This is a genomic window from bacterium (assembly GCA_022616075.1).
GTDB lineage: Bacteria > Acidobacteriota > HRBIN11 > JAKEFK01 > JAKEFK01 > JAKEFK01.
The window spans coordinates 14,799-36,007 of the sequence record JAKEFK010000038.1 but is presented as its reverse complement, the minus strand read 5'-3'; the positions used below and the strand labels follow the sequence as shown (position 1 = coordinate 36,007).

Below are 21,209 nucleotides of genomic sequence, written 5' to 3'. Positions count from 1 at the left end.
ATTCAATCTACAATATGCAATATGCAATCACTTTTCTATTCTGCTGGTGGTTCCTCTTCCGTTTCTTCCGGCTCAGGCGTTTTTGGAGTTTCCGGTTTCGCAGGCGCGGCAACTTCGGGTTTCCAGGTCTGCAAACGATGTGAATTTACGCTGATTCGGGTTTCCAACTCGCCCAGGCGGGAACGGAAAATGTTCACATTTTCAAAGGAATTCCATTCTCGCACTCCCCGGTGGAAGTCCGAAAGATCGGTCATGGTTTGCACAAACAGGTTGTAACCATCTTTGTACTTATCGGGGGCATTGGCCATCGTTTCCTGCCAGCGCGCCATGCTGATCAGGTCATCCGAAGCTTGTTTCAAGACAAGAGTTGCTTCTTCTGTGGATAAAGCGGCCTTGACCGCTTCGGCGGGGTCCTTTCCTGTGCTTGCTGCGACTTCCCAGGCAGTTGCCGTCGCATCACGAAGCTTTGTCAGTCCCGGGAGATTCCTGCTGATTCTGCCTGCGCTTTCATTGATTCTCTTTGAATATGCTTCCGGTTTCAACACGCCTCTGTCGAAGTCTTCCGGATTTTCAATAGGTTCACCGATGGACAGTTCAGGATATTTCGTCCGTAGATTATCAACATCCTCTTTTGTATAGACTCGTGCTTTTTTCTTCGTCTCCGTATCTGCAGCCGGCGGCGCTGGAGCGGGTGGCGGAGCCTCTACTTTTGGGGCGTTAGCTTCCGTCATTTTACCCAGATCTAAATTCGCCTTCTTCAAGGAATATTGAACGCCCGAATCATCTTTAAAAAGAATCATCTGATCCGTTTCGGAGACCAGCGTCCCCGTCATCATCTTTCCATTCTTTAATACAACCGTATAAGCACCTGCACTCGCAAGGCTGAAACAGAAAACCAAGAGCAGGAAAGGAATCGTTTTTCGCATAGCTCCTCCACTCAAAAGTGTCTTTATTCTAGCATACGGAGCGCAGGCTTCCAGCCTGCATTAGAGTTTCTACATTTGCTTCTGTAATCACGAGGAGAATGATTTTTTAAACAAAACCACGCCGGCAGAATGCCGGCGGTTATTAATGCCAGCCTGGAGGCTGGCGCTCATCTATCGGCAGCAAAAATGAGCGCCGGCATTCTGCCGGCATTAATGTTCGCCGGCTTTTAGCCGGCGCGCAGGCTTCCAGCCTGCATTAAGGACCGCCAGCCTGCCCGCTTGCAAAGTTCAGGGAACCACACCAATATTGATTCTCGGAGGTAATAATTTCATGAGCAATCGAATTGAAAAATACTGGTATGTTGTTCTCGGCAGCATGATAGGCGCCGGCGTTGCATTACTATTTGCTCCTCAAACGGGAGAAAAAACACGTCGACAGATTGCAAAATATAGCAAGAAAGCCGGCAGCCGCGCCCAGTTATTTGTGGGCGATATCGCCGAATCGTTGGATTGCGTTGTTCGCGATGCTCTGGAGTACGGCGGGACAGGCCTGGAAAAAGGAAAGAAGCTCACCGACCGGGCGCGAAATGAAATCCTCGAAGTGTTAGATGCCGGAAAGAAGTATCTGGAAGACGAGAAGCACAAGCTGGATAAAATTCTGAAATAGTTTGCGGGCGACCCGCCCGCGAGACTGTCCAAAAAGTCAAGAATTGCCGCGAGTTAGTGGGAGCGCGGGCATCCCTGCCCGCAATGAACTCGTCGAGCTACAATGCTTTTGCGGACTGGAAGTCCGCGCTCCAACTGACTTTTTGGACAGTCTCCCGCACCACTTACGAGCCCGGCTCGATTATGTTGGGTGCCGGGCTTTCCTCGGCCTTCGTGGACATTGAAATCAGCAGGAGGCCGACGCCTATACAGATGGACATGTCTGCGATATTGAAGAATGGCCAGTGGTGTTCAAACCAGTGCAAATCGATGAAATCGATTACATATCCATAAAGTAAACGGTCGTAAAGATTTCCAAGAGCGCCTCCCAGAACCAGGGCCAGACCGAAGAACATCCTGGGATTCCTGACATTCAAACGCAGGAAGTACACCAGAATTACAGCCAGCGATACGACGGAAAGAATGGAGAGTCCCCACGAAAGGTAAGGACTTGTAACAGAGGAACCCAATCCAAAAACAGCGCCTCTGTTGTGGATGTACGTGATGTTCAGAAAATCGGGAATCACGGTGATGGACTCATGTTGCATCATTCCCTGAGTCACGATCTTCTTCGTCGTTTGATCCAGCAAGAACACAATGATAGATGCAAGCAGGTAATTGACTCGATCTCTCCAGGAACTCATGCGTGGCCTACCTGTAATTGGTCGAGAACTTCAGCGCATCGACCACAAACATTCGGATAAGCGGGATTGGCGCCGACATCCATTTTAATTTGCCAGCATCTCTGGCACTTTTCTCCTTCACTCCTCCGCACTTCAAAACGCGTTTCTGTACCGAAATTTACGCGTACGCGCGAAACGATAAAGAGCTCCGCTAGAAAATTTTCGTATTTTTCCACAATCGGTTTTTCCTCTTCTGCGAATTGACAGATCACCTCCGCTTCCAGTGAAGATCCGATTTCTTTCCTTTGTCTGGCCTCTTCCAGTAATTTTAAGACAGCATCGCGGTATTCGGCCAGTTTTTCCCATTCTTTTTTTTCTTCTTCAGTAAGCCAGTCCCTTACTGTGGTTTCGAATTCGGTAAGATGGACCGTTTTAGCCTTATCTTTAAAAGCGGGCATCTCCTGCCAGACTTCTTCGCTAGTGAAAGAGAGGATCGGCGCGGTCAACCGAACGAGCTGGTTCAGGATTTTAAACATCGTTGTTTGCGCGGCCCGGCGCTTGGTGCTGGACGCAAGCGAAACATACAAACGGTCTTTGTTGATATCCAGATAAAAAGCGCTCATGTCCACCACACAGAATCTGTAAAGTGAGTGATAAACAATGTGATATTCAAAACGCTCATAAGCTTTCAACACTTTTTCTGTTAACTCGGACAAACATTGCAAAGCCCAGCGATCCAGCGGCTCCAAATTCTGTTCCTCAACTTCCTGATAGTCCGGCTGAAAGTCGTAAAGATTGGAGAGCAGATAACGGAATGTGTTTCGAATCTTGCGATAAGCTTCCGCTACCCGTTCCAGCGTTTCGTGCCCGATGCTGATTTCTTCATGGTAATCCACCATGGAAACCCACGCGCGCAGAATTTCCGATCCGCTCTTCTTGACGATTTCTTCTGGATCGATGTAGTTTCCAAGACTCTTCGACATCTTGTGCCCTTTCGCGTCAACCACCATGCCGTGAGTAACGCAGATCTGGTAGGGCGACCGGCCTCGAGTCTTGATCGCAGTCATCAACGAGCTGTTAAACCAGCCACGATATTGATCGTTTCCTTCCAGATAGACATCCGACGGCCACCAGAGATCCTTTCTCACGGACATCACCGCCTCATGACTGCATCCTGAATCAAACCAGACATCCAGAATGTCAAAACCTTTTTGGAAAGTTGTGTGACCGCAGTTCTGGCATTCTACATCGGGAGGAAGCAGATCCTTCGCATCGCGGATATACCATGCGTCTGCTCCCTCCTTCTCATAGATATCCGCGACAAAATCGAAGATTCGCGGATCCTGTAAGAGCTCTTTGCATTCGCCGCAATAAAAGGCGGTAATCGGTACACCCCAAACTCGCTGTCTGGAGATTGTCCAATCGGGACGTGTATCGATCATGTTGTACATCCGTTCTTCACCCCACGCCGGTTCCCACTTTACTTTCTTGATCTCTTCCAGAGCTTTGTCTTTTAACCCTTTCATCGAGACGAACCACTGTTCTGTCGCGCGAAAGAGAATCGGATTATGACAACGCGGGCAATGCGGATAGCTGTGATCATATTTTTCCGAATAGAGCAGCATTCCGTTCTCTTTCAAATGCTGCACAATTTTCGGGTTAGCGTCGAAGACGAATTGACCGCCAAAAAATTTTACATCCGGATAAAACCGTCCCTTGTCATCTACAGGATTCAGGATTTCGAGTCCATATTTGACGCCGCTATAGTAATCATCCGCGCCATGACCGGGAGCGGTATGCACCGTTCCTGTGCCCTGATCCATAGTCACGTGATCGGCAACAATGAGAATCGAGTCGCGATCCAGAAAAGGATGCCGGGCTTTGCGGCCTTCGAAACGACCTCCCGAAATTTTCGCGATGATTCGTCCTTCGGGCAAACGAGCTATCTGCGTCAGATTTGCAAGCAACTTTTCGGCAAAAATGTACGTTTCACCATCCGGTAACTCGTAAGCAACATAATCAAAATCCGGATGGAACGCGATGGCGAGATTGGCCGGCAGCGTCCAGGGGGTTGTGGTCCAGATCAGAACAAAGATTTTCTTGCCTTTTAGCGCAGGATCCAAGGAGCTCCAATCCGCTTCTACAGGAAACTTTACATATATGGAAGGGGACCGGTGGTCCTGATATTCGACTTCCGTATCGGCCAGTGCGGTTTCGCAGGACCAGCACCAGTGCACAGGTTTGAATCCTCTATAGACATGGCCGCTGCGGTAAAATTCACCGTAAATTCTTGCAATGGTTGCCTGATACGAGGGCGCCATCGTCATGTAGGGATTCTCCCAGTCGCCAAAAATGCCAAGTCGCTTGAACTGGTCCCTCTGGATGTCGAGGTATTTTTCCGCGTACTTTCTGCATTCTCTGCGGAAATTTACCGGATCCATATCCTTCTTCTTCGCGCTTGTATGCTTTTCCACCTGCAACTCAATCGGCAATCCGTGACAATCCCACCCGGGTACATAAGGCGAATCGTATCCCATCATCGATTTGGATTTAACCATGAGGTCCTTCAGAACTTTGTTGACGACATGACCGAGATGGATTTTCCCGTTCGCGTACGGAGGGCCGTCATGAAGTAAGAACCGTGGCTTGCCTTTTTTCGAGCGTCTCAAATTTGCATACAAATCGAGAGAGTCCCAGAGTTTCATGGTCTCCGGTTCGCGCTGACTTAAGTTTGCCTTCATGGGGAACTTCGTTTGAGGCAAATTTAGCGTCTTTTTGAGTTCTTTTTCGTCCATAAGTTGCTTGATAATTGTAAGCACAAAGAGAATTTAACGCAAAGGCAGAGCTTACTTGCTTGCGTGTCAAAATAATGGATATACTAGCTACGCCTTGAAGCAACTTTCAGAGAGGGAGAAACCGTACATTCCACGAGTGTCAACCACTCCGACCGTATTCGCGTACTTGGCCACAAACTATTTCACCTTTTGGAGCCGATGAATTTCGAGAGAAACGTCCCGGCGGATTTCTCGCCGGTGGAACTTGCAATCGCAAAGGATCTGGTGGAAGCGCAGGGCTGAAAGCGGAATAATAACCACAGATGAACACAGATAAACACAGATTTGAAGTTTATTATCGTTGTTCATCTGTGTTTATCTGTGGTTACAAGTAGCGGCATATTCCAGCAGCGCATCAAACTGAACATCTACTTCGATCGCTCCAGGGCGTAAGCCCCGGATCGTGCGAATCGCATCGATGGCCGTCATTCCATTTCGTATGAGCCACGCCGCCACAATCGTTCCCGATCTCCCGTATCCTGCATAACAATGGACGTAAATCGGCCCGTGCGAGGCAATGTATTGCATGCAGTCGTCGATCTGCTCCATTGTCGGCGCCTGAAAGTCATCGACAGGAACATGACGCGCCTCAAAACCTGCGTTGTGATAGTTTTCAAGCTGCGGTTCTTCCTCAACTAATGAAAGAATGGATCTGACCCCTGAAGTTTTCAGAAATTCAAGGTCTTCATGCACAGGCCTCCATTTGCCCGGCTTTTCTCCAAAAGAAAGGATATCGGGTTTTACCCATATGAAGGATGTTTCAAAACTCATCTATGAAGTATAATGGCATTGTTTCACGAGACTCAAATACAAGAAGATTTCAACTGACCTCATGGAGGGGCTGTATGAAAGATTTCACCTTGCGTCTTGTTTTTTTTGCCTTCCTTTTTTTCTTAATTGGCCATACAGTTTATGCTGCGGAAACAACCGCGAACATCATTGGCACTGTCTATGATGACAAAGATGCGGCCATTCCCGGGGTGACGATCACCGCCGTAAACGCAGCCACTAACTTCACACGCGTAACAACTTCTGAGGCCGGCGGCTTCTTTCGCGTTGCATTGCTTCCACCTGGAACCTACACAGTGACGGTTGAGATTGCAGGTTTTGCGAAGGAAGTGCGGAAAGGAATTGAGCTGACACTCGGCAAAGAAATCATTCAGGACTTCCACCTGAGGCTCGCTGCTGCAGGTGAGATCGTTGAAGTTACAGGTGTCACTCCGCTCATCGATGCAACGAAGTCGCAACTTGGGGAAACCTTGAGTGCTGAAAGCATAGAGAATCTTCCTTTGAATGGCCGCGATTACACTCAACTATCCCTGCTCGCACCCGGTGTGAAGCCTGTGACGCTTGGTAACTATGGGCAGTTCCAGATTGGTGGCCAGCGTGGTGACGCTGTGAACTACACGATTGATGGCGCCGAAAACAATTTCTCATATACAAATGAAGGACGAACGCTTTTCACACAGGAAGGTATCCAGGAATTCCAGATTTTGACGAACCGTTTTTCTGCTGAATACGGCCGTGCAACAGGCGGTGTAATCAATGTGATTTCAAAATCCGGAACAAACGATTTTCATGGCAATGGATTCTTTTTCTTCCGGCCGGATGAATTGGATGCCGCCGACTTTTTTGCTGATCAACGAGGCGTGGATTTTCCCGTAGATCAACAACAAGGTGGTGTTACCTTAGGCGGTCCGATTAAAAGAGACGAGACATTTTTCTTCTTCGCGTTTGAACAAGTAAATAGAGACGGATCGTTATCGGTTACACCGGTCGACCGATTCCCTGATGGTGTACGCCCCAAACCGATTGATCTGAGTCTTTTTACAGGAAAAATCGATCATCAACTCAACGAAGATCATTCCATGGTGTTCCGTTACAACTTTCAGGATCGGTCGGAAGCAGGATTCTATGCCGGTGGGAGTTATGTGGATGGCGTTGTTACGGAAGCGAATTCTCATTCACTTGCGATCTCTGAAAATGCCGTTCTTTCGAATGACAGTTACAACGAAATCCTCATTCAATACGGAAGACATCTTCGTGAAGATACCGTTGAGGGGACCGGTCCGGCTCAATATCGCTTTGCTGATCTAACCTCCGTGACCGGACATCACTATTGTTGTCCTCAGCGTTTTGAAGAAAACCGAATCGAGATTTTGGATAACTTCACAAAAGTCTTTCCTACAGAAAAGGGAGAACATACTGTAAAGTTTGGCGGCGATTACATCCATATTAATTCCGACATCATATTCGCACAATATTTCGGTGGGGGTTACTTTTTTAATACCGATCAACCTTTTGATCGGGACAATCCGGACACATACCCTACCTACTTTTTTATCGGTGTTGGAGACCCGAGAAATGAGAATACAAATCATCAATTCTCTGCCTTTGTACAGGATGATTGGCGTGTTAATGACAGGCTCACTTTGAACCTTGGACTGCGTTACGATATCGAAACTTTCAACGGTACCGAGACACCGGTGCCCCTGGGAGGTGGTACGGATATCGTTCTCGGAGAGATTCCAGATACAGATACGAACAATATTTCTCCGAGGTTAGGATTTACGTACGATTGGGGCGGAAAAGGAACTACCATCCTGCGTGGCGGTTATGGCCGTTACTATAAACCGATCCTTCATAATGTGTACAATAACGCTCTACTTTTTGATGGAGCGCAGTATGCTGTCAAGGCCATAACAGATCCGGACGTTTTGAGGGATATCTGCTGTGGACTTCCAGATCCATCCCTTTTTGAAGACACCGGGTTCGATATCCGGCCAATGGAAAGCGCAGATGTGGCTTTTACAGATCAGATATCCATTGGATTCCAGCAAGAACTTGCACGGGATTTTGTGATCAACGCTGACTATGTGTTTGTTCGGGGACAGAATCTTACCCGCGAACGGAATCTGAATGCTCCATTGGACATAGATGATCCGAATTTTACGCCGCCCTTTCCTCAATACGGGCGGGTCAGACTACTGCTTACCGATGCGGGCTCCTGGTATCATGCCCTTCAACTGAATTTGCAGAAGCGCTTAAGCAACAAATTCATGTTCACGACTTCTTACACACTTTCGAAAGTTGAGGAAGACGCGGGCGACTTCTTTAGCATCTCTGAGCCCAACGATCAGTCGAACCTGGATGCAGAAAAGGGCCCTGGTACGCACGATCAACGTCATGTATTTTCTTTTGGTGGAGTCTATGAACTGCCAAAGCAATTTCAGGTTAGTACGATAATTCGTGCTGCGTCCGGGATTCCGATCAATTTCCGCATAAACGAAAACCACAACGGCGATGGTTTTTGTTGTAACGACCGGCCCGATTTGGGTCCCAATGATACTTTTGGATTCCCGCCACCCGACCGTCCGGGGAATATGCCCAGGAACTTTGGTCGTGGCGAATCCTTTTTCCAGGTAGATTTGCGCGTTGCGAAAAATATCGATTTTGGCGAACGCTACCGGCTGGAGTTGATCGGGGAAATCTTTAATTTGTTCAACCGTACAAATTTCAACTTCCGTCCGGCTTCTGTGAATCGAATCGTCACTCCTGATGATGTTGGCAAGTCTGTGGATGGTTTTGCAACGGCGTCGGAAGTTTTTGATCCGTTGCAGGTGCAATTCGGCATCAAACTGAACTGGTAAAAGTAAACCGCCAAGACGCCAAGGCGCCAAGGATTTTTGATGGTTCTTAGCTTGGCGCCTTGGCGGTTTAAAATGTTAAAATTGTTTTGTGTACCGGTTTACACTTGTTTTACTCCTCATTCCTGTTTTGTTGAATGCGGCTGAGAAGCCAGATTTACTTCTGATTACAATCGATACACTGCGGGCGGATCATCTGGGTTCCTACGGAAATCAGACCATCCGCACTCCGAATCTGGACTCCCTTGCGCGGAAAAGTCTGTTTTTCGAAAATGCAATTTGCCCGGCGCCGCTCACTTTGCCGTCCCATACATCTCTCATGACCGGACGATATCCTATTCGTCATGGAATTCGCGATAACGCCGGTGTTGTGGATTCGAAAGAGCTCACTCTCGCAGAGATTCTTCGCGCGAAAGGTTATCACACTTACGCATTTGTCGGTGGATTTCCGCTGGAGCATCGTTTCGGGTTGAACCAGGGATTCGATGTTTACGATGATCTTTTTCCGAGGGAGAAAAATCGCTCACTGGATTTTCGATCGGAGCGCGGCGCTGATGCGGTGGTAAACGCGGTTCTGCAAACGAAAATCGTACGCCCGTTTTTTTTATGGGTCCATTTTTATGATCCGCATGCACCCTATTTGCACAACGGTTACCACGGCGAAATTGAGTTTGTAGACCGGCAAGTCGGCGTTTTGCTGCGCAAATTCCAGCAATATCAGCCTGTGATTGCAGTGGCCGGTGATCACGGTGAGAGTCTGGGAGAGCATGGCGAGTGGACCCATCGAATCTTTGTGTATGACAGCACAATGAAGGTTCCTTTCTGGATTCAAGGTCCTGGAATTACTGCGGAAAGAATCAAACGACAGGTTCGCATAATCGATTTTCTTCCCACGATTCTCAGCATTCTAAAAGTGCAGGCCCCTTCCAATTTAGATGGCGTTTTGTTGCCGAAAAATGCGGGCCAATCGGCATTTCTGGAATCGATGTTTCCTCAGCTGGAGCTGGGATGGAGCGGGCTTTTGGCGATTCGTAATGATGAATGGAAGTTCATTCAGGCGCCAAAACCGGAGCTATACGATTTGCGCTCGGATCCGGGTGAGAAAGTGAATCTATATGCGAGCAAGAAGGATATTGCAAAAAAAATGCAATCGCAGATTCCGGACATGCGCAGGCGAGACGCCCGCGCTACTATCTCTCCTGAGATGGCAGAAAAACTCGCTTCACTTGGATACATTAGCGGAGGATCGACGAACAAGACCTCCACCATCGATCCCAAGGATCGGATAGCAGTCTGGAACCAGATAGAAAAGGCAGTGGATCTGGAAAAAACGAATTCCACGGAATCCGTTGCAATTTTGGAGCAGGCGCAAAAGAACGATCCGGATAATCCGATGATTCTTGGATTTCTGGCGCAGAAATACGCTGAAGCGAATCGATTGAAAGAAGCAAAAAGCATTTTAGCCAGAGTTCTTAAACAGGATTCGAAAAATTCGCTTGCACTTTACAGGATGGCGCGGATTTGCCTCAAAACAGGGGAGGCGACAGAAGCGAAGCGCTGGGCAGACATACTACGGAAACTGGAACAGAGTAACGCCGATGCGTGGATCCTTCTTGCGCACGCCGATGTTGCTCTTGGGAATCTGGATCGCGCCGCTGAAAATCTGTTGACCGCTTTGAAAATTGATCCACGAGACGACGATTTGCGGATCGATCTGGGGAACATTTACTTGCAGACGGAGAAAGCCGGGTCGGCGCGAGAACAATTCGACTTCGTTCTAAAATCGGATCCGAAGAATCTTCAAGCCCTCAACGGTGTGGCAACCTGTCTGTTTACACAGGGGGATTTGACTACGAGTGAGGCCAAACTGAAGACGGCATTGCTGGTTGACGGCTCTGATCCGCAAACCAAAATGAATCTGGCTCTACTGTATTCGAAGCAAGGGAAAAAGTCCGAGGCGATCGCCCTTTATCGGGAAGTGCAGAATTCGCCAACCACTCCTCCGGATTGGAAGGAACAAGCGTCGCGTCGTCTGAAAGACCTGCAATGAAAACAAAGTGGTGCGGGCGACTCGCCCGCGAGACTGTCCAAAAAGTCAAGAATTGCGGCGAGTTAGTGGGAGCGCAGGCATCCCTGCCCGCAATGAACTCGTCGAGCTACCATGTTTTTGCGGACTGGAAGTCCGCGCTCCAACTGACTTTTTGGACAGTCTCCCGCTTCGTTTTGCTCTTCACACTCCCCGTTCCTCTTTTCGCAGCGAAATCGAACGTACTCCTCATCTCCATCGATACCCTTCGCGCGGATCATCTCGGATGCTACGGTTACAGAACAAAGACGCCGGCCATCGATACGCTGGCTTCAGAATCGATGCTGTTCGAAAACACAATTTCTCAGGTGCCACTGACTCTACCCTCGCACTCCACTATTTTTACCGGGCTTTACCCTGATCAACATGGAGTTCGCAACAATGAGAACTTTGTTCTTGCCGGAAGCTTCAAAACACTTGCAGAAATTTTTCAGCAGAACGGATTCAACACGGGCGGTGTGATCGGTTCCTTTTCACTCGATTCCGGTTTTGGAATTTATCAGGGATTCCAGTACTACGAAGATCAAATCGGTCAGGGACACGACCCTGAGATCAACCGGCATGTGGAGCGAAGAGCCGAAACTGTTTGGAAGCTCGGCAGGAAATGGATCGAGTCGCAAAAAGGTCCCTGGTTCACTTTTCTGCATTTTTTTGATCCGCACTTTGGCTTTAATCCCCCTTCCGGTTATCCGCAAACTTATGACGGCGAAATTGCATACACAGACAAAGTCGTTGGTGAGATTCTTCAGTTTCTAAAAGACAAAAAGCTGATGGACTCTACAATCATCGTATTGCTTTCCGATCATGGAGAGTCGCTTGGGGAGCATGGCGAAGACAATCACGGTGTTTTCCTGTACGATGCCACGCTGAAGGTACCGTTCCTTATCCATGCGCCCGGTTTAACCGCGCAGAGAATCGCGAACCAGGTGCGGCTTGTCGATGTGGCTCCGACACTTGTGGAACTCGCAGGTTTGCCCAAGCAGACCGGTTTTGCCGGCGAAAGTCTGTTGCCGTTGACCAAGGGAGTGAAAAAGAACCTGCCCGCTTACAGTGAAAGCTACTATACAAATCTTTTGATGGGCTGGGCTCCGCTCCATTCGATGCGGTGGAGTCAGAAAAAATGGATTGATGCACCGAAACCGGAACTGTATGACCTTGAGCGTGATCCAAGAGAATTGAAAAACATTTATAGTTCTTCGGCTATTTCGAGCGGTCTGCGATCGGAGCTTCAAAAACATTTGAAGCGAAATCCTTCGCAAACACAACAGCAACCGGATCCTGAGACTCAAGAAAAGCTCGCAAGCCTTGGCTATGTGACGGGAGGCTCTCCGCACTCCGGTGTATCGCGGTTCGATCCAAAAGATGGAATTGCACTTTGGATCGAAATAGAGTCGGCTGTGCGCTCTGCGCAATTGAGTCAATGGGCAGAGGCAGAAAAGAGCTTTCGAAATGTGTTGACAAAACAGCCTGATAACGTGATTGCGACAAAATTTCTCGCGAATGTTTTGCGAAAGCAGGGGAAAAATGACGAAGCAATCACGCTGATGCAGAGCGCTCTCAAATCCAACTTCCATCAAACAGAAACGCGATTCCATCTGGCAGAAACGTACCTGGATACGAAACAATATTCCGAAGCTCTGTCTCAGGCTTCTGCAATTCTGAAAGAGGAACCGGAAAACATGCGTGCACTCGCCATGGCCGCATGGCTTCAGTCTCAGCTGCAAAAGGACCAGGAGGCATTGCAAACCTATAAGAAGCTGGCCTCGCTTCGGAAGCTCAACGAAAAGGAAGCCCTTGATGCAGCGGCAATTCAACTCACTTCCAGAAACAATCAGGAAGCCGAAAAATATTTTCGAATGGCTCTTCAAGCAAACCCCAAATCTACTGCCGCCTGGAAAGGACTAGCTCTGATCCTTGCCAGCAAACAACAATGGGAAGAATCTCTCGAAGCTTTCTTGAAAGCGGGTGATTGCGAAAGCATCAAGAAGTTTTTGCAGCGCGTGGAAATTGCTTCCCCTCGAATCGAGGCCGTTCGAGCAAAATGTCCGTAAAAATAGTAATCTCTTTTGCGTTCTTCTTGGCATTCTTGGCGCCTTGGCGGTTATATCCAGAAACGAAAACGAATATTGTTCTGATTACGATCGATACGCTGCGCGCGGATCATCTCGGGTGTTACGGGTATAAACAGAACACTTCACCCAATCTGGACGCGTTCGCGAAGGAATCGCTTCTTTTCGAAAATGCGTATTCAGCCGTTCCGTTAACGCTTCCGTCGCATGTAACAATGCTGACCGGTTTGTATCCTGAACGTCATGGCATTCGCGACAATGCTCATTTTGCATGGAAGCAATCCCCCTTGATTCAACTTGCCTTGCAAAAGCATGGATACAACACAGCAGCCTTTATTTCAGGAGCGCCACTCAACGCCTCTTTCGGATTGAATCGTGGTTTTGCTGTGTATGAGGATCAATTTACGGGAGCGGAAAGAACGGCGAACGAAACGACAGAACGAGCGTTGCAATGGCTGGCAAAAGCTCGCAGTCCTTACTTTTTGTGGGTTCACTATTTCGATCCTCACGCTGAGTATGAACCTCCGCCAGCATTCCGCAAGAAATTTCCTGATCCCTACGACGGAGAAATTGCTTTTGCGGATCAGGAGCTGGCAAAGCTACTTCGGGCCGTTGGTAAAAACGCCGCGGTCCTCCTCACAGCAGATCACGGAGAAAGCTTAGGAGAACATGGCGAAACAACCCACGCAGTTTTTGTCTATAACGCAACTATCCATGTTCCGTTAATGATCCGCGCTCCAACACTGGCGCCTGGCAAAAGAAATGATGCAGTCTCGCTGGCAGATATCGCTCCGACTATCCTGGAGCTGGCCGGCCTAAAGCCCGCACAAATGGATGGTGTCTCATTGCTTCAGGAAAAAAAGAGCAGAACGCTCATCGCGGAATCACTTTATGCACAACGAAATTACGGCTATGCGCCTTTGTATGCATCGATTCGTGATCGTAAAAAGTTTATTCAGGCCCCTGAACCGGAGTTTTATGATTTGGCGGCCGACGCGAAAGAAATCAATAATCTGATCAAAAAAAGCAGAGTGGATGAGTGGCAACGTGCAGTCAAGACTTACGCGAAGAATGGAGAAACAGGAAAGGGAACACTCCCTCCTGAAGAGGAAGAAAAGCTGAGAAGTCTGGGATACGTGAGTGGATCCGTTGCGCAGACCGGAATCGATCCCAAGAAAAAAATTCAGATCATGGAACGCTTCCGGCTGGGCATGGTGATGTTGAAGGAGGAGCAATACAATCAAGCGGAAGCGCGCTTTCGCGAAATTACGGGTACCGAAAAACACAATGGTCTGGCATTTCGTTTTCTCGGTGACACTCTTTCGGCTCAGCAGAAATATGCCGAAGCTGCGAAAGCTTACGCAACGTCTACTGAACGCTTACCGGATCCAGAAGTAAGTGTTCAACTTGCAAAAGCTTTGAACCGGCTCGGCGAAACTTCGCGTGCCGAAAAAGTTCTTCGCGAAACGGTTCAACGCTTCCCGCATTATGTAGAAGCCGCTTTTGAGCTTGCTTCTTTCTACAGCGGACAAAAACAATGGGACAAAGCGCTTGGCACATTGAATCAGGACCGGCCCGAGTTTCACAATCAGCGGGGACTCGTCTATTTAACCCAGGGAGACGCAGCAAAAGCAGTGGACGAATTCTTGATCGCGATTCGCGGTTCAGAAATGGCCACCTATTGGAATAATCTGGGAATTGCTTATCAGAGAATGAATCGGATCAAGCCCGCTGAAGACGCATACCTACGCGCATTAAGACTCAATCCTTCTTATGCAGAATGCGAAGCGAATCTGTCCTTTATGCTGATCTCGTTGAAGAGATGGGAGGACGCCGGGAGTCACCTGGAGCACGTGACTTCACGCAACACTCGCCTGTGGAGAGCCCGGATGGCGCTGGGTTATGTGCGCGAGATGCAAGGAAAGTCTGCAGATGCAGTAGAGATTTACAGAAAATTGCTTGAGGAAGCGCCCGCCGATTGGCCGGAACGCTCGCAAGTAAAAGCGCGCCTAGCAAAATTAGCGAAGTAGCGCGGACGTCTCGTCTGCGTAACCACCGCAGGCGGGACGCCCGCGTTATTTCAGTAGGAGCATGATCGCCGAAGCAAAAAGGGCGGCCATGGTTCCGGAAAAGACCAGGAATTTGGTCCAGGCTGCGCGATCCATTGCGCGGGAAAGCGATTCCGCTTCGATGATTTGCTTCTGTCGCGTTTGCACATCGCGGTTGTAAGTGTCGAGCTGTTCGTAGTTTTCGTGGAAGGAATCTTCTTCCAACCGCAACTGTTCGACTTTTTTCCCGAGATCATAAAGGAAGGGCTGCATATCGCGCCGGTAGTGTTCCATTTCCCGGTTGAGCTGTTTTTTCTTGTCTTCCAGATGTTGAATCTGTTCGTTGTGGCCTTTGATACGCTGCTCAAAATCGCGCTTCGAGGTTTCTTTGTTCTGTTCTCCCCGTTCGATTTCAGCGCGTTCATTGGCAAGTTCGATCTTCAGCTTCTCCGCTGTGGAAAGAAGAAAAGGCAGCTTACAATCCAGATCGGCTTTTTCTACATACAGGCCGCGGATAGCTTCCTGTTCCACCCGTATTTTTGCTTCCTTGTCTGCATCTGAACCCAGATCGAGTTCCTGAATGCTTTGTTGATGCAAACGGATCTGTTGGGAAATATGGTCCTGCTTAGATCGCAATTCTTCAATCTGAATCTTGTTGCTTTCCTTCTCTGCATTGATTTTTTCTATCCTTTCCCGATGAGGCACGATCGCCTGTTCCAGAAAGTCCAGATCTTTATTGAATTTTTCAGTCAGTTCCGCTTTTGTGTGATCAATATCTGCAATTTCTGTATCGTGCTCACCGAACTGAGTTTTCAGACGGTTCATTTCAATTTGCAGTTCTTTTAAATTGACCAGGATCCCGGCGAGGTCCGGATGATGAAGGTGAGCTTCCCAGGCGCGCACGCCCAGAGCATGCACGTACTTCTCTTTTTCGCGCTCCAGACCTTTGATTTCAAAATACAAACGCGTGACTGTCCCTTTGCGTTTGATTTCAGAAACACCCGTGGTGAAGATTAGCCCAATGCGGCTGCCGATTGAATGTCTGGCGGCCGGGTCCGTTTTGACCTCTATCGTTTGAACATCCATCTCCAGTTGCTGCCCATCATATTACGTGGACCATGCTTTGTCAATAGTACTACATATTGTGCAAAAAAAGTAGCGCAGGCGTCTCGCCTGCGGCCGGATAGGAGTACTATTATTAAGATGGAGGGTTCGCATGAAGACCAGAATCGAAAAGGATTCTTTGGGCGAGCTGGAGGTTCCCGAGGAAGCATATTACGGAGTCCAGACGGCGCGTGCTGTTGAGAACTTCCGGATCAGCCCGTTGCGATTTCAAACTGAATTCGTTCGTTCTCTGGCATGGATCAAAGCGGCGGCCGCCAAAACGAACCGGGAACTGGGTCTGCTCGATGAGCAAAGAGCCAACGCCATCGAACAGGTCGCGCTCACAATAGCGCAGGGAGCCCATCACGATCAGTTTGTAGTGGATGTTTTTCAGGCAGGCGCAGGCACGTCTTTCCATATGAACATCAATGAAGTGATCGCCAATCGCGCGTGCGAGATTCTTGGAAGCAAGAAAGGGGATCACAAACTCGTCCACCCGAACGATCATGTGAACATGGGACAATCCACTAATGATGTCATTCCTACAGCCATTCGTTTGACAGCGTTGTCTCTATCTTTTCCCTTATTAGAAGCGCTGGAAAAATTAGAGGATTCGTTTGAATCCAAATCCAAGGAATTCGATTCCGTGATCAAAGCGGGACGCACCCATCTGCAGGATGCAGTTCCTTTGCGGTTAGGACAGGAATTCGGCGGTTATGCCGCCTGTATCCATAGAGCGGAAGAGCAGGTTTCACGCGTAAGCACGGCACTGCAGGAACTGGGAATCGGCGGCAGCGCTGTTGGGACCGGCCTGAATACGCATCCTGATTATCGCAAGAGAATCGTATCCAACCTTGCGACGATCACCGGTTTTTCATTGCGCACAACAGACAACTATTTTGAGGCGATGCAGAGCATGGCCCCCTTCACCGCCATGTCTGCTGTTTTACGAAATCTTGCAATTGAATGCATCCGGATCGCAAACGATCTCCGGTTGATGGCTTCCGGGCCAAACACCGGCTTGAACGAAATACAGTTGCCCGCGGTTCAGCCGGGATCTTCGATCATGCCCGGGAAAGTGAACCCTGTGATGGCTGAAATGCTGAACATGGTTTGCTTTCAGGTGATCGGCGCTGACAGTTGCATTACCCTTGCTTCACAGGCGGGACAGCTTGAACTCAATGTCATGATGCCGGTCATTGGATACAACCTTTTTCTTTCCTTTTCCATTTTAACGAACGCTTTGAACGCATTTCGTGAAAAGTGCGTCGATGGGATCGAAGCGAACGTTGAGGTGAGCAATAAGTATGCTGAGAATACGCTGGCGCTTGCAACAGTTTTGAATCCCTACATCGGTTACTTGAAAGGAGCCGAAGTGGTAAAGGAATCGTTAAAGACCGGCCGTACGATCAAAGGAATTGTGCTCGAAAAGGGGCTGTTAACGGAGCAGCAATGGAACGAAATCTTTGATCTCCGTCGTCTCACGGAACCGAACCTGACCGACAAGAAAACTTAAATAACTCTGCGTAGCTCTGCGCCTCTGCGTTGAAAAAAAAGCTGGTGTATACTAGGGCGAACTACGAATAAGGAGCTGCATCATGCCAGAGATTAGAAACGACAAAAGCAAAGCGGTCGAGGTAGCCTTGCTGCAAATTGAAAAGCAGTTTGGCAAGGGATCGATCATGCGTCTCGGTGATAAAGAGGCGATTTTGGTTCCGACCATTTCGACAGGGGCACTTTCGATTGATGCGGCTCTGGGGATTGGTGGTGTACCGCGTGGACGTGTAGTGGAAATATTTGGGCCGGAATCTTCCGGAAAAACAACGCTGGCTCTGCATATCATTGCAGAAGCGCAAAAAGTGGGAGGCATGGCTGCATTTATCGATGCAGAGCACGCGCTCGATCCCGAGTATTCGCGCAAGCTTGGCGTTGTTGTGGACAATCTGCTTGTCTCGCAGCCTGATAGCGGCGAGCAAGCCCTCGAAATTGCGGAGATGTTGATTCGCAGTGGAGCAATCGATTGTATCGTGATCGACTCTGTTGCGGCTCTCGTTCCGAAAGCGGAACTGGAAGGAGAAATGGGCGATTCCTTCATGGGTTTGCAGGCCCGGTTGATGTCTCAGGCAATGCGAAAACTGACAGGAATTGTTTCCCGTTCCAACACCTGTCTGGTTTTCATCAACCAGATCCGCGAAAAGATCGGTGTGATGTTCGGCAGTAACGAAGTCACAACTGGTGGACGAGCGTTGAAGTTTTATTCCAGCGTTCGCATGGAAATCCGTCGCGAACTTTCGATCAAGGATGGGGATCAAACTGTTGGAAACCGCACAAAAGTAAAAGTGGTTAAAAACAAGCTTGCTCCTCCATTTCGAATTGCTGAGTTCGACATCATTTACGGCGAAGGAATCTCCCGCGAGGGGGACCTCATCGATCTGGGAACGCAGCATAATGTGATCGACAAAAGCGGAGCCTGGTTCTCTTTCAAAGACACTCGTTTGGGGCAGGGTCGAGAAAATGTAAAAAGATTTCTGAAAGAGAACCCGGATATTGCGCACGAAGTGGAAGAACAGCTGCGCGTCAAACTGAATCTGGTCAAAGAAGAGAAAAAGATACCGGCTTAAAAGATCAAACCGCCAAGGCGCCAAACAAAGTAGCGCAGGCGTCCCGCCTGCGAATCGCCGGCCAGAGGCCCGCGCTACTTTGCTAAGTCGCCAAGAATTCTAGCGTCTTGGCGGTTTCAAATTAACGCTTGTAATCGTCTTCGAGGCGAATGATATCGTCTTCACCGAAGTAGGTTCCACGCTGCACCTCGAAAAATACGAGAGGGTGAGGGCCTGGATTTCCGATCCGGTGAAGCGATTTCTTCGGGATGTGGATCGTGTCTCCCGCTTTCAAACGGCATTCCTGACCATCGAGAACAATCAGGGCCTCTCCGTCAGCGATCATCCAGGATTCTTCGCGCTGTTCATGTTTTTGATAACTCAACCTGTGCCCCGGATGAATGTAAAGTCTTTTCACTTTGTAGTCTTTTCCCTCTTCCAGAACTTGCCAGAATCCCCATGGTGTGAGGCTTCGTTCGTTGGAAAATCTTGCATCTCCCAACCTGATCGCTTCCCAGGCAAGGTAGGCATTGCCATAGACTCCCGCATCTTCTCCTTTTTCAGCAGGGACCACTTTTACACGCGCAGCCATGGCCTGAAACGCATGGTGTTTCATCGTGTCCAGCGCAGGCGGCATGATGAGATCCCAAGCTGCCGCAACTCCGCCTCCGATGACGATAACTTCCGGATTGAAGATGTTAACCAGAGAAGCGAGTCCGATTCCAAGACCGGCGCCTGCTTCTACAAAAACAGATCGCGCGACCAAATCTCCGGCTTTGGCATGCTCATAGACAACGGCAGGCGTCATGCTCCCCCGGGGCACTGCAGCCAGCGTGGTGTCTTTATTACTAGCTAATTCCTCTGACAGTATTCGTAGGATTCCATTAGCAGATGCAAAAGTCTCCAGACACCCGATGCTTCCGCAGTGGCAAGGAGCTCCATCCGCTTTTACGGCGATGTGACCCACTTCACCCGCCATACCATCGGCTCCATGCAGAAGTTCTCCATCGATAATGATTCCGCCGCCTGTTCCTGTTCCCAGCGTCAAACAGCACACGTGTTTGTATCCGCGCCCGGCTCCCTGCCAGTATTCTCCAACGGCAGCGGCATTGGCGTCGTTTTCCAGATAGCACGGGACTTCGATCAGGTCCTGAAGCATTTTCCGGACCGCCAGACCGCCAAGCGCCGGAATGTTGGGAGCTTGAGTGACAATCCCTTCTTCGTACAAAACGGCTCCTGGAATACCAACCCCCACGGCCTTCAAATGCTGGTCCGGTAACGACGTTCTCAATCGATTGATGAAGAGGTAGAGCCGTTCTAAAAGCGCTTCTACGCCGAGTTGTGCTTCTGTGGCCGTTCTCACTGAAGCAAGAATATTTCCGCGATAGTCGAGCGCGCCCATCTTAGTATTCGTGCCACCGATGTCGACCCCGATCACGTAATCTTGCATAGTTCACTATAATTCAACCATAGATGAACACAGATAAACACAGATTATAAGAGAAATTATTTTATCTGTGGCTATATACAAAGTAGCGCGGGCGTCTCGCCCGCGGGTTTGCGCAGACGGGACGTCTGCGCTACTTTGATTAGTTGAAATATGGCGGAATATTATTTCGGGATAGCAGGCTGGTCATACAAAGACTGGAAAGGGATCGTGTATCCACAGGATGCGCCGGCAAAATTTGATGAGCTGGGCTATCTTGCAAATTTCTTTGACGTGATTGAGCTGAATAACACCTTTTACAGGATTCCTGAGTCTAAAATGGTTGAGAGTTGGGTAAAGCGAGTTCAACACAATCCCCGTTTTCAGTTTACAGTGAAGATTTATCAGGGATTCACACACGAGAAACAGCCTGTCAAGCGCGAGGAACTGGATCAGTTTTTCCAGGTGCTTGGACCGATGGTCGAGGCGAATCGTTTGGGACCTTTGCTCGCTCAATTTCCGGCTGCTTTCAAATACACATCGGAAAATGTAGATCGTTTGAGTGAGCTTGTGGAATCTTTCCGCAATTTTCCGCTCGCTGTTGAGTTTCGGCATCGTAGTTGGATTGGAGAGACGGTGAAAAACTGGCTCGAGGAGAATCAGGTAAGCTTTTGCAACGTGGATGAGCCGATCTTTCGCCATCATGTCAAACCGTCAGCGGAAGTTACCGGACCGGTCGGCTATGTGCGGCTACACGGCAGGAATTACGCTGACTGGTATTCGGGAAACCGCGATGCGCGCTACAATTACTTGTATTCCGAGGAAGAACTAGATCATTGGGTTCCGCGGATTGAAGAGATGGGGAAGAAAGCCAAAGACGTATATGTGATCGGAAATAATCACTTTCGTGGGCAGGCACCTTCCAATATACTTCAACTGAAATCGAAGACAATCCGCGAGCCGGTGCCAGTCCCGGATCCGCTTTTGAAGGCTTTTCCGGAGCTTCGTAAGGTTGCTTCCGCGACGAAAAAGAAAAAAAGGCGAGGTCAGGTGGATTTGTTCGACGAGGAATCCTGAGCTCCTTTTATGTGGCACGAATTTTGATCAAATCACTATTATTATTAAAAGCACTAGATAGTAA

14 protein-coding genes are annotated in these 21,209 nt (G+C 49.0%); 8 read left to right on the top strand and 6 right to left on the bottom strand.

The window, feature by feature from the left end; genetic code table 11:
* Positions 1–35 precede the first annotated feature (35 nt).
* Complete coding sequence (locus tag L0156_03420; GenBank protein MCI0602038.1) at positions 36–926, bottom strand: hypothetical protein; 891 nt, start codon at positions 924–926, stop codon at positions 36–38.
* Between the two features lie 331 nt (positions 927–1,257).
* Between L0156_03420 and L0156_03415 the strand changes: the two genes are divergently transcribed.
* The gene (locus L0156_03415) at positions 1,258–1,593 is read left to right on the top strand and encodes a YtxH domain-containing protein (GenBank protein MCI0602037.1); all 336 of its coding nucleotides are present in this window, start codon (positions 1,258–1,260) and stop codon (positions 1,591–1,593) included.
* Positions 1,594–1,756: 163 nt separating this feature from the next.
* Here L0156_03415 and lspA read toward each other — a convergent pair whose 3' ends face one another.
* The 3 genes from lspA to L0156_03400 form a co-directional block, all read right to left on the bottom strand.
* On the bottom strand, positions 1,757–2,275 hold the full coding sequence (lspA, locus tag L0156_03410) for a signal peptidase II (protein MCI0602036.1): 519 nt from the start codon (positions 2,273–2,275) through the stop codon (positions 1,757–1,759).
* Positions 2,272–5,049 (bottom strand): isoleucine--tRNA ligase, encoded by a 2,778-nt coding sequence (ileS, locus tag L0156_03405; GenBank protein MCI0602035.1) that lies wholly within the window; start codon positions 5,047–5,049, stop codon positions 2,272–2,274. Before ileS ends, lspA begins: the two co-directional genes overlap by 4 nt.
* A 354-nt stretch (positions 5,050–5,403) precedes the next feature.
* Positions 5,404–5,859, bottom strand: coding sequence for a dual specificity protein phosphatase family protein (locus L0156_03400; protein ID MCI0602034.1), 456 nt, complete (start codon positions 5,857–5,859; stop codon positions 5,404–5,406).
* Between the two features lie 74 nt (positions 5,860–5,933).
* Here L0156_03400 and L0156_03395 point away from each other — a divergent pair, with 74 nt between their 5' ends.
* The 4 genes from L0156_03395 to L0156_03380 all read left to right on the top strand — a co-directional run bounded on the left by L0156_03395 (position 5,934) and on the right by L0156_03380 (position 14,920).
* Positions 5,934–8,738, top strand: a complete 2,805-nt coding sequence (locus L0156_03395; protein ID MCI0602033.1) for a TonB-dependent receptor — start codon at positions 5,934–5,936, stop codon at positions 8,736–8,738.
* A gap of 88 nt (positions 8,739–8,826) precedes the next feature.
* On the top strand, positions 8,827–10,785 hold the full coding sequence (locus tag L0156_03390; GenBank protein ID MCI0602032.1) for a sulfatase-like hydrolase/transferase: 1,959 nt from the start codon (positions 8,827–8,829) through the stop codon (positions 10,783–10,785).
* On the top strand, positions 10,782–12,872 hold the full coding sequence (locus L0156_03385; protein MCI0602031.1) for a sulfatase-like hydrolase/transferase: 2,091 nt from the start codon (positions 10,782–10,784) through the stop codon (positions 12,870–12,872). The genes L0156_03390 and L0156_03385 overlap by 4 nt, the downstream gene beginning before the upstream one ends.
* The gene (locus tag L0156_03380; GenBank protein ID MCI0602030.1) at positions 12,863–14,920 is read left to right on the top strand and encodes a tetratricopeptide repeat protein; all 2,058 of its coding nucleotides are present in this window, start codon (positions 12,863–12,865) and stop codon (positions 14,918–14,920) included. The genes L0156_03385 and L0156_03380 overlap by 10 nt, the downstream gene beginning before the upstream one ends.
* A 45-nt stretch (positions 14,921–14,965) precedes the next feature.
* Here the strand turns inward: L0156_03380 and L0156_03375 are convergent, their stop codons facing one another.
* The gene (locus tag L0156_03375) at positions 14,966–16,024 is read right to left on the bottom strand and encodes a hypothetical protein (GenBank protein MCI0602029.1); all 1,059 of its coding nucleotides are present in this window, start codon (positions 16,022–16,024) and stop codon (positions 14,966–14,968) included.
* A 130-nt stretch (positions 16,025–16,154) separates the two neighbouring features.
* Here L0156_03375 and L0156_03370 point away from each other — a divergent pair, with 130 nt between their 5' ends.
* Positions 16,155–17,558 (top strand): aspartate ammonia-lyase, encoded by a 1,404-nt coding sequence (locus L0156_03370; GenBank protein MCI0602028.1) that lies wholly within the window; start codon positions 16,155–16,157, stop codon positions 17,556–17,558.
* 82 nt (positions 17,559–17,640) lie between these two features.
* On the top strand, positions 17,641–18,663 hold the full coding sequence (recA, locus tag L0156_03365) for a recombinase RecA (protein MCI0602027.1): 1,023 nt from the start codon (positions 17,641–17,643) through the stop codon (positions 18,661–18,663).
* A gap of 121 nt (positions 18,664–18,784) precedes the next feature.
* Here recA and L0156_03360 read toward each other — a convergent pair whose 3' ends face one another.
* Positions 18,785–20,092 (bottom strand): ROK family protein, encoded by a 1,308-nt coding sequence (locus tag L0156_03360; GenBank protein ID MCI0602026.1) that lies wholly within the window; start codon positions 20,090–20,092, stop codon positions 18,785–18,787.
* A 150-nt stretch (positions 20,093–20,242) separates the two neighbouring features.
* Between L0156_03360 and L0156_03355 the strand changes: the two genes are divergently transcribed.
* On the top strand, positions 20,243–21,145 hold the full coding sequence (locus tag L0156_03355; GenBank protein ID MCI0602025.1) for a DUF72 domain-containing protein: 903 nt from the start codon (positions 20,243–20,245) through the stop codon (positions 21,143–21,145).
* Positions 21,146–21,209: the final 64 nt, after the last annotated feature.

What these genes read in the sequence shown, in the direction of transcription:
- L0156_03420 (MCI0602038.1), bottom strand. Translation starts at nt 926, where the DNA reads ATGCGAAAAACGATTCCTTTCCTGCTCTTGGTTTTCTGTTTCAGCCTT.
- L0156_03415 (MCI0602037.1), top strand. Translation starts at nt 1,258, where the DNA reads ATGAGCAATCGAATTGAAAAATACTGGTATGTTGTTCTCGGCAGCATG.
- lspA (MCI0602036.1), bottom strand. Translation starts at nt 2,275, where the DNA reads ATGAGTTCCTGGAGAGATCGAGTCAATTACCTGCTTGCATCTATCATT.
- ileS (MCI0602035.1), bottom strand. Translation starts at nt 5,049, where the DNA reads ATGGACGAAAAAGAACTCAAAAAGACGCTAAATTTGCCTCAAACGAAG.
- L0156_03400 (MCI0602034.1), bottom strand. Translation starts at nt 5,859, where the DNA reads ATGAGTTTTGAAACATCCTTCATATGGGTAAAACCCGATATCCTTTCT.
- L0156_03395 (MCI0602033.1), top strand. Translation starts at nt 5,934, where the DNA reads ATGAAAGATTTCACCTTGCGTCTTGTTTTTTTTGCCTTCCTTTTTTTC.
- L0156_03385 (MCI0602031.1), top strand. Translation starts at nt 10,782, where the DNA reads ATGAAAACAAAGTGGTGCGGGCGACTCGCCCGCGAGACTGTCCAAAAA.
- L0156_03380 (MCI0602030.1), top strand. Translation starts at nt 12,863, where the DNA reads ATGTCCGTAAAAATAGTAATCTCTTTTGCGTTCTTCTTGGCATTCTTG.
- L0156_03375 (MCI0602029.1), bottom strand. Translation starts at nt 16,024, where the DNA reads ATGGATGTTCAAACGATAGAGGTCAAAACGGACCCGGCCGCCAGACAT.
- L0156_03370 (MCI0602028.1), top strand. Translation starts at nt 16,155, where the DNA reads ATGAAGACCAGAATCGAAAAGGATTCTTTGGGCGAGCTGGAGGTTCCC.
- recA (MCI0602027.1), top strand. Translation starts at nt 17,641, where the DNA reads ATGCCAGAGATTAGAAACGACAAAAGCAAAGCGGTCGAGGTAGCCTTG.
- L0156_03360 (MCI0602026.1), bottom strand. Translation starts at nt 20,092, where the DNA reads ATGCAAGATTACGTGATCGGGGTCGACATCGGTGGCACGAATACTAAG.
- L0156_03355 (MCI0602025.1), top strand. Translation starts at nt 20,243, where the DNA reads ATGGCGGAATATTATTTCGGGATAGCAGGCTGGTCATACAAAGACTGG.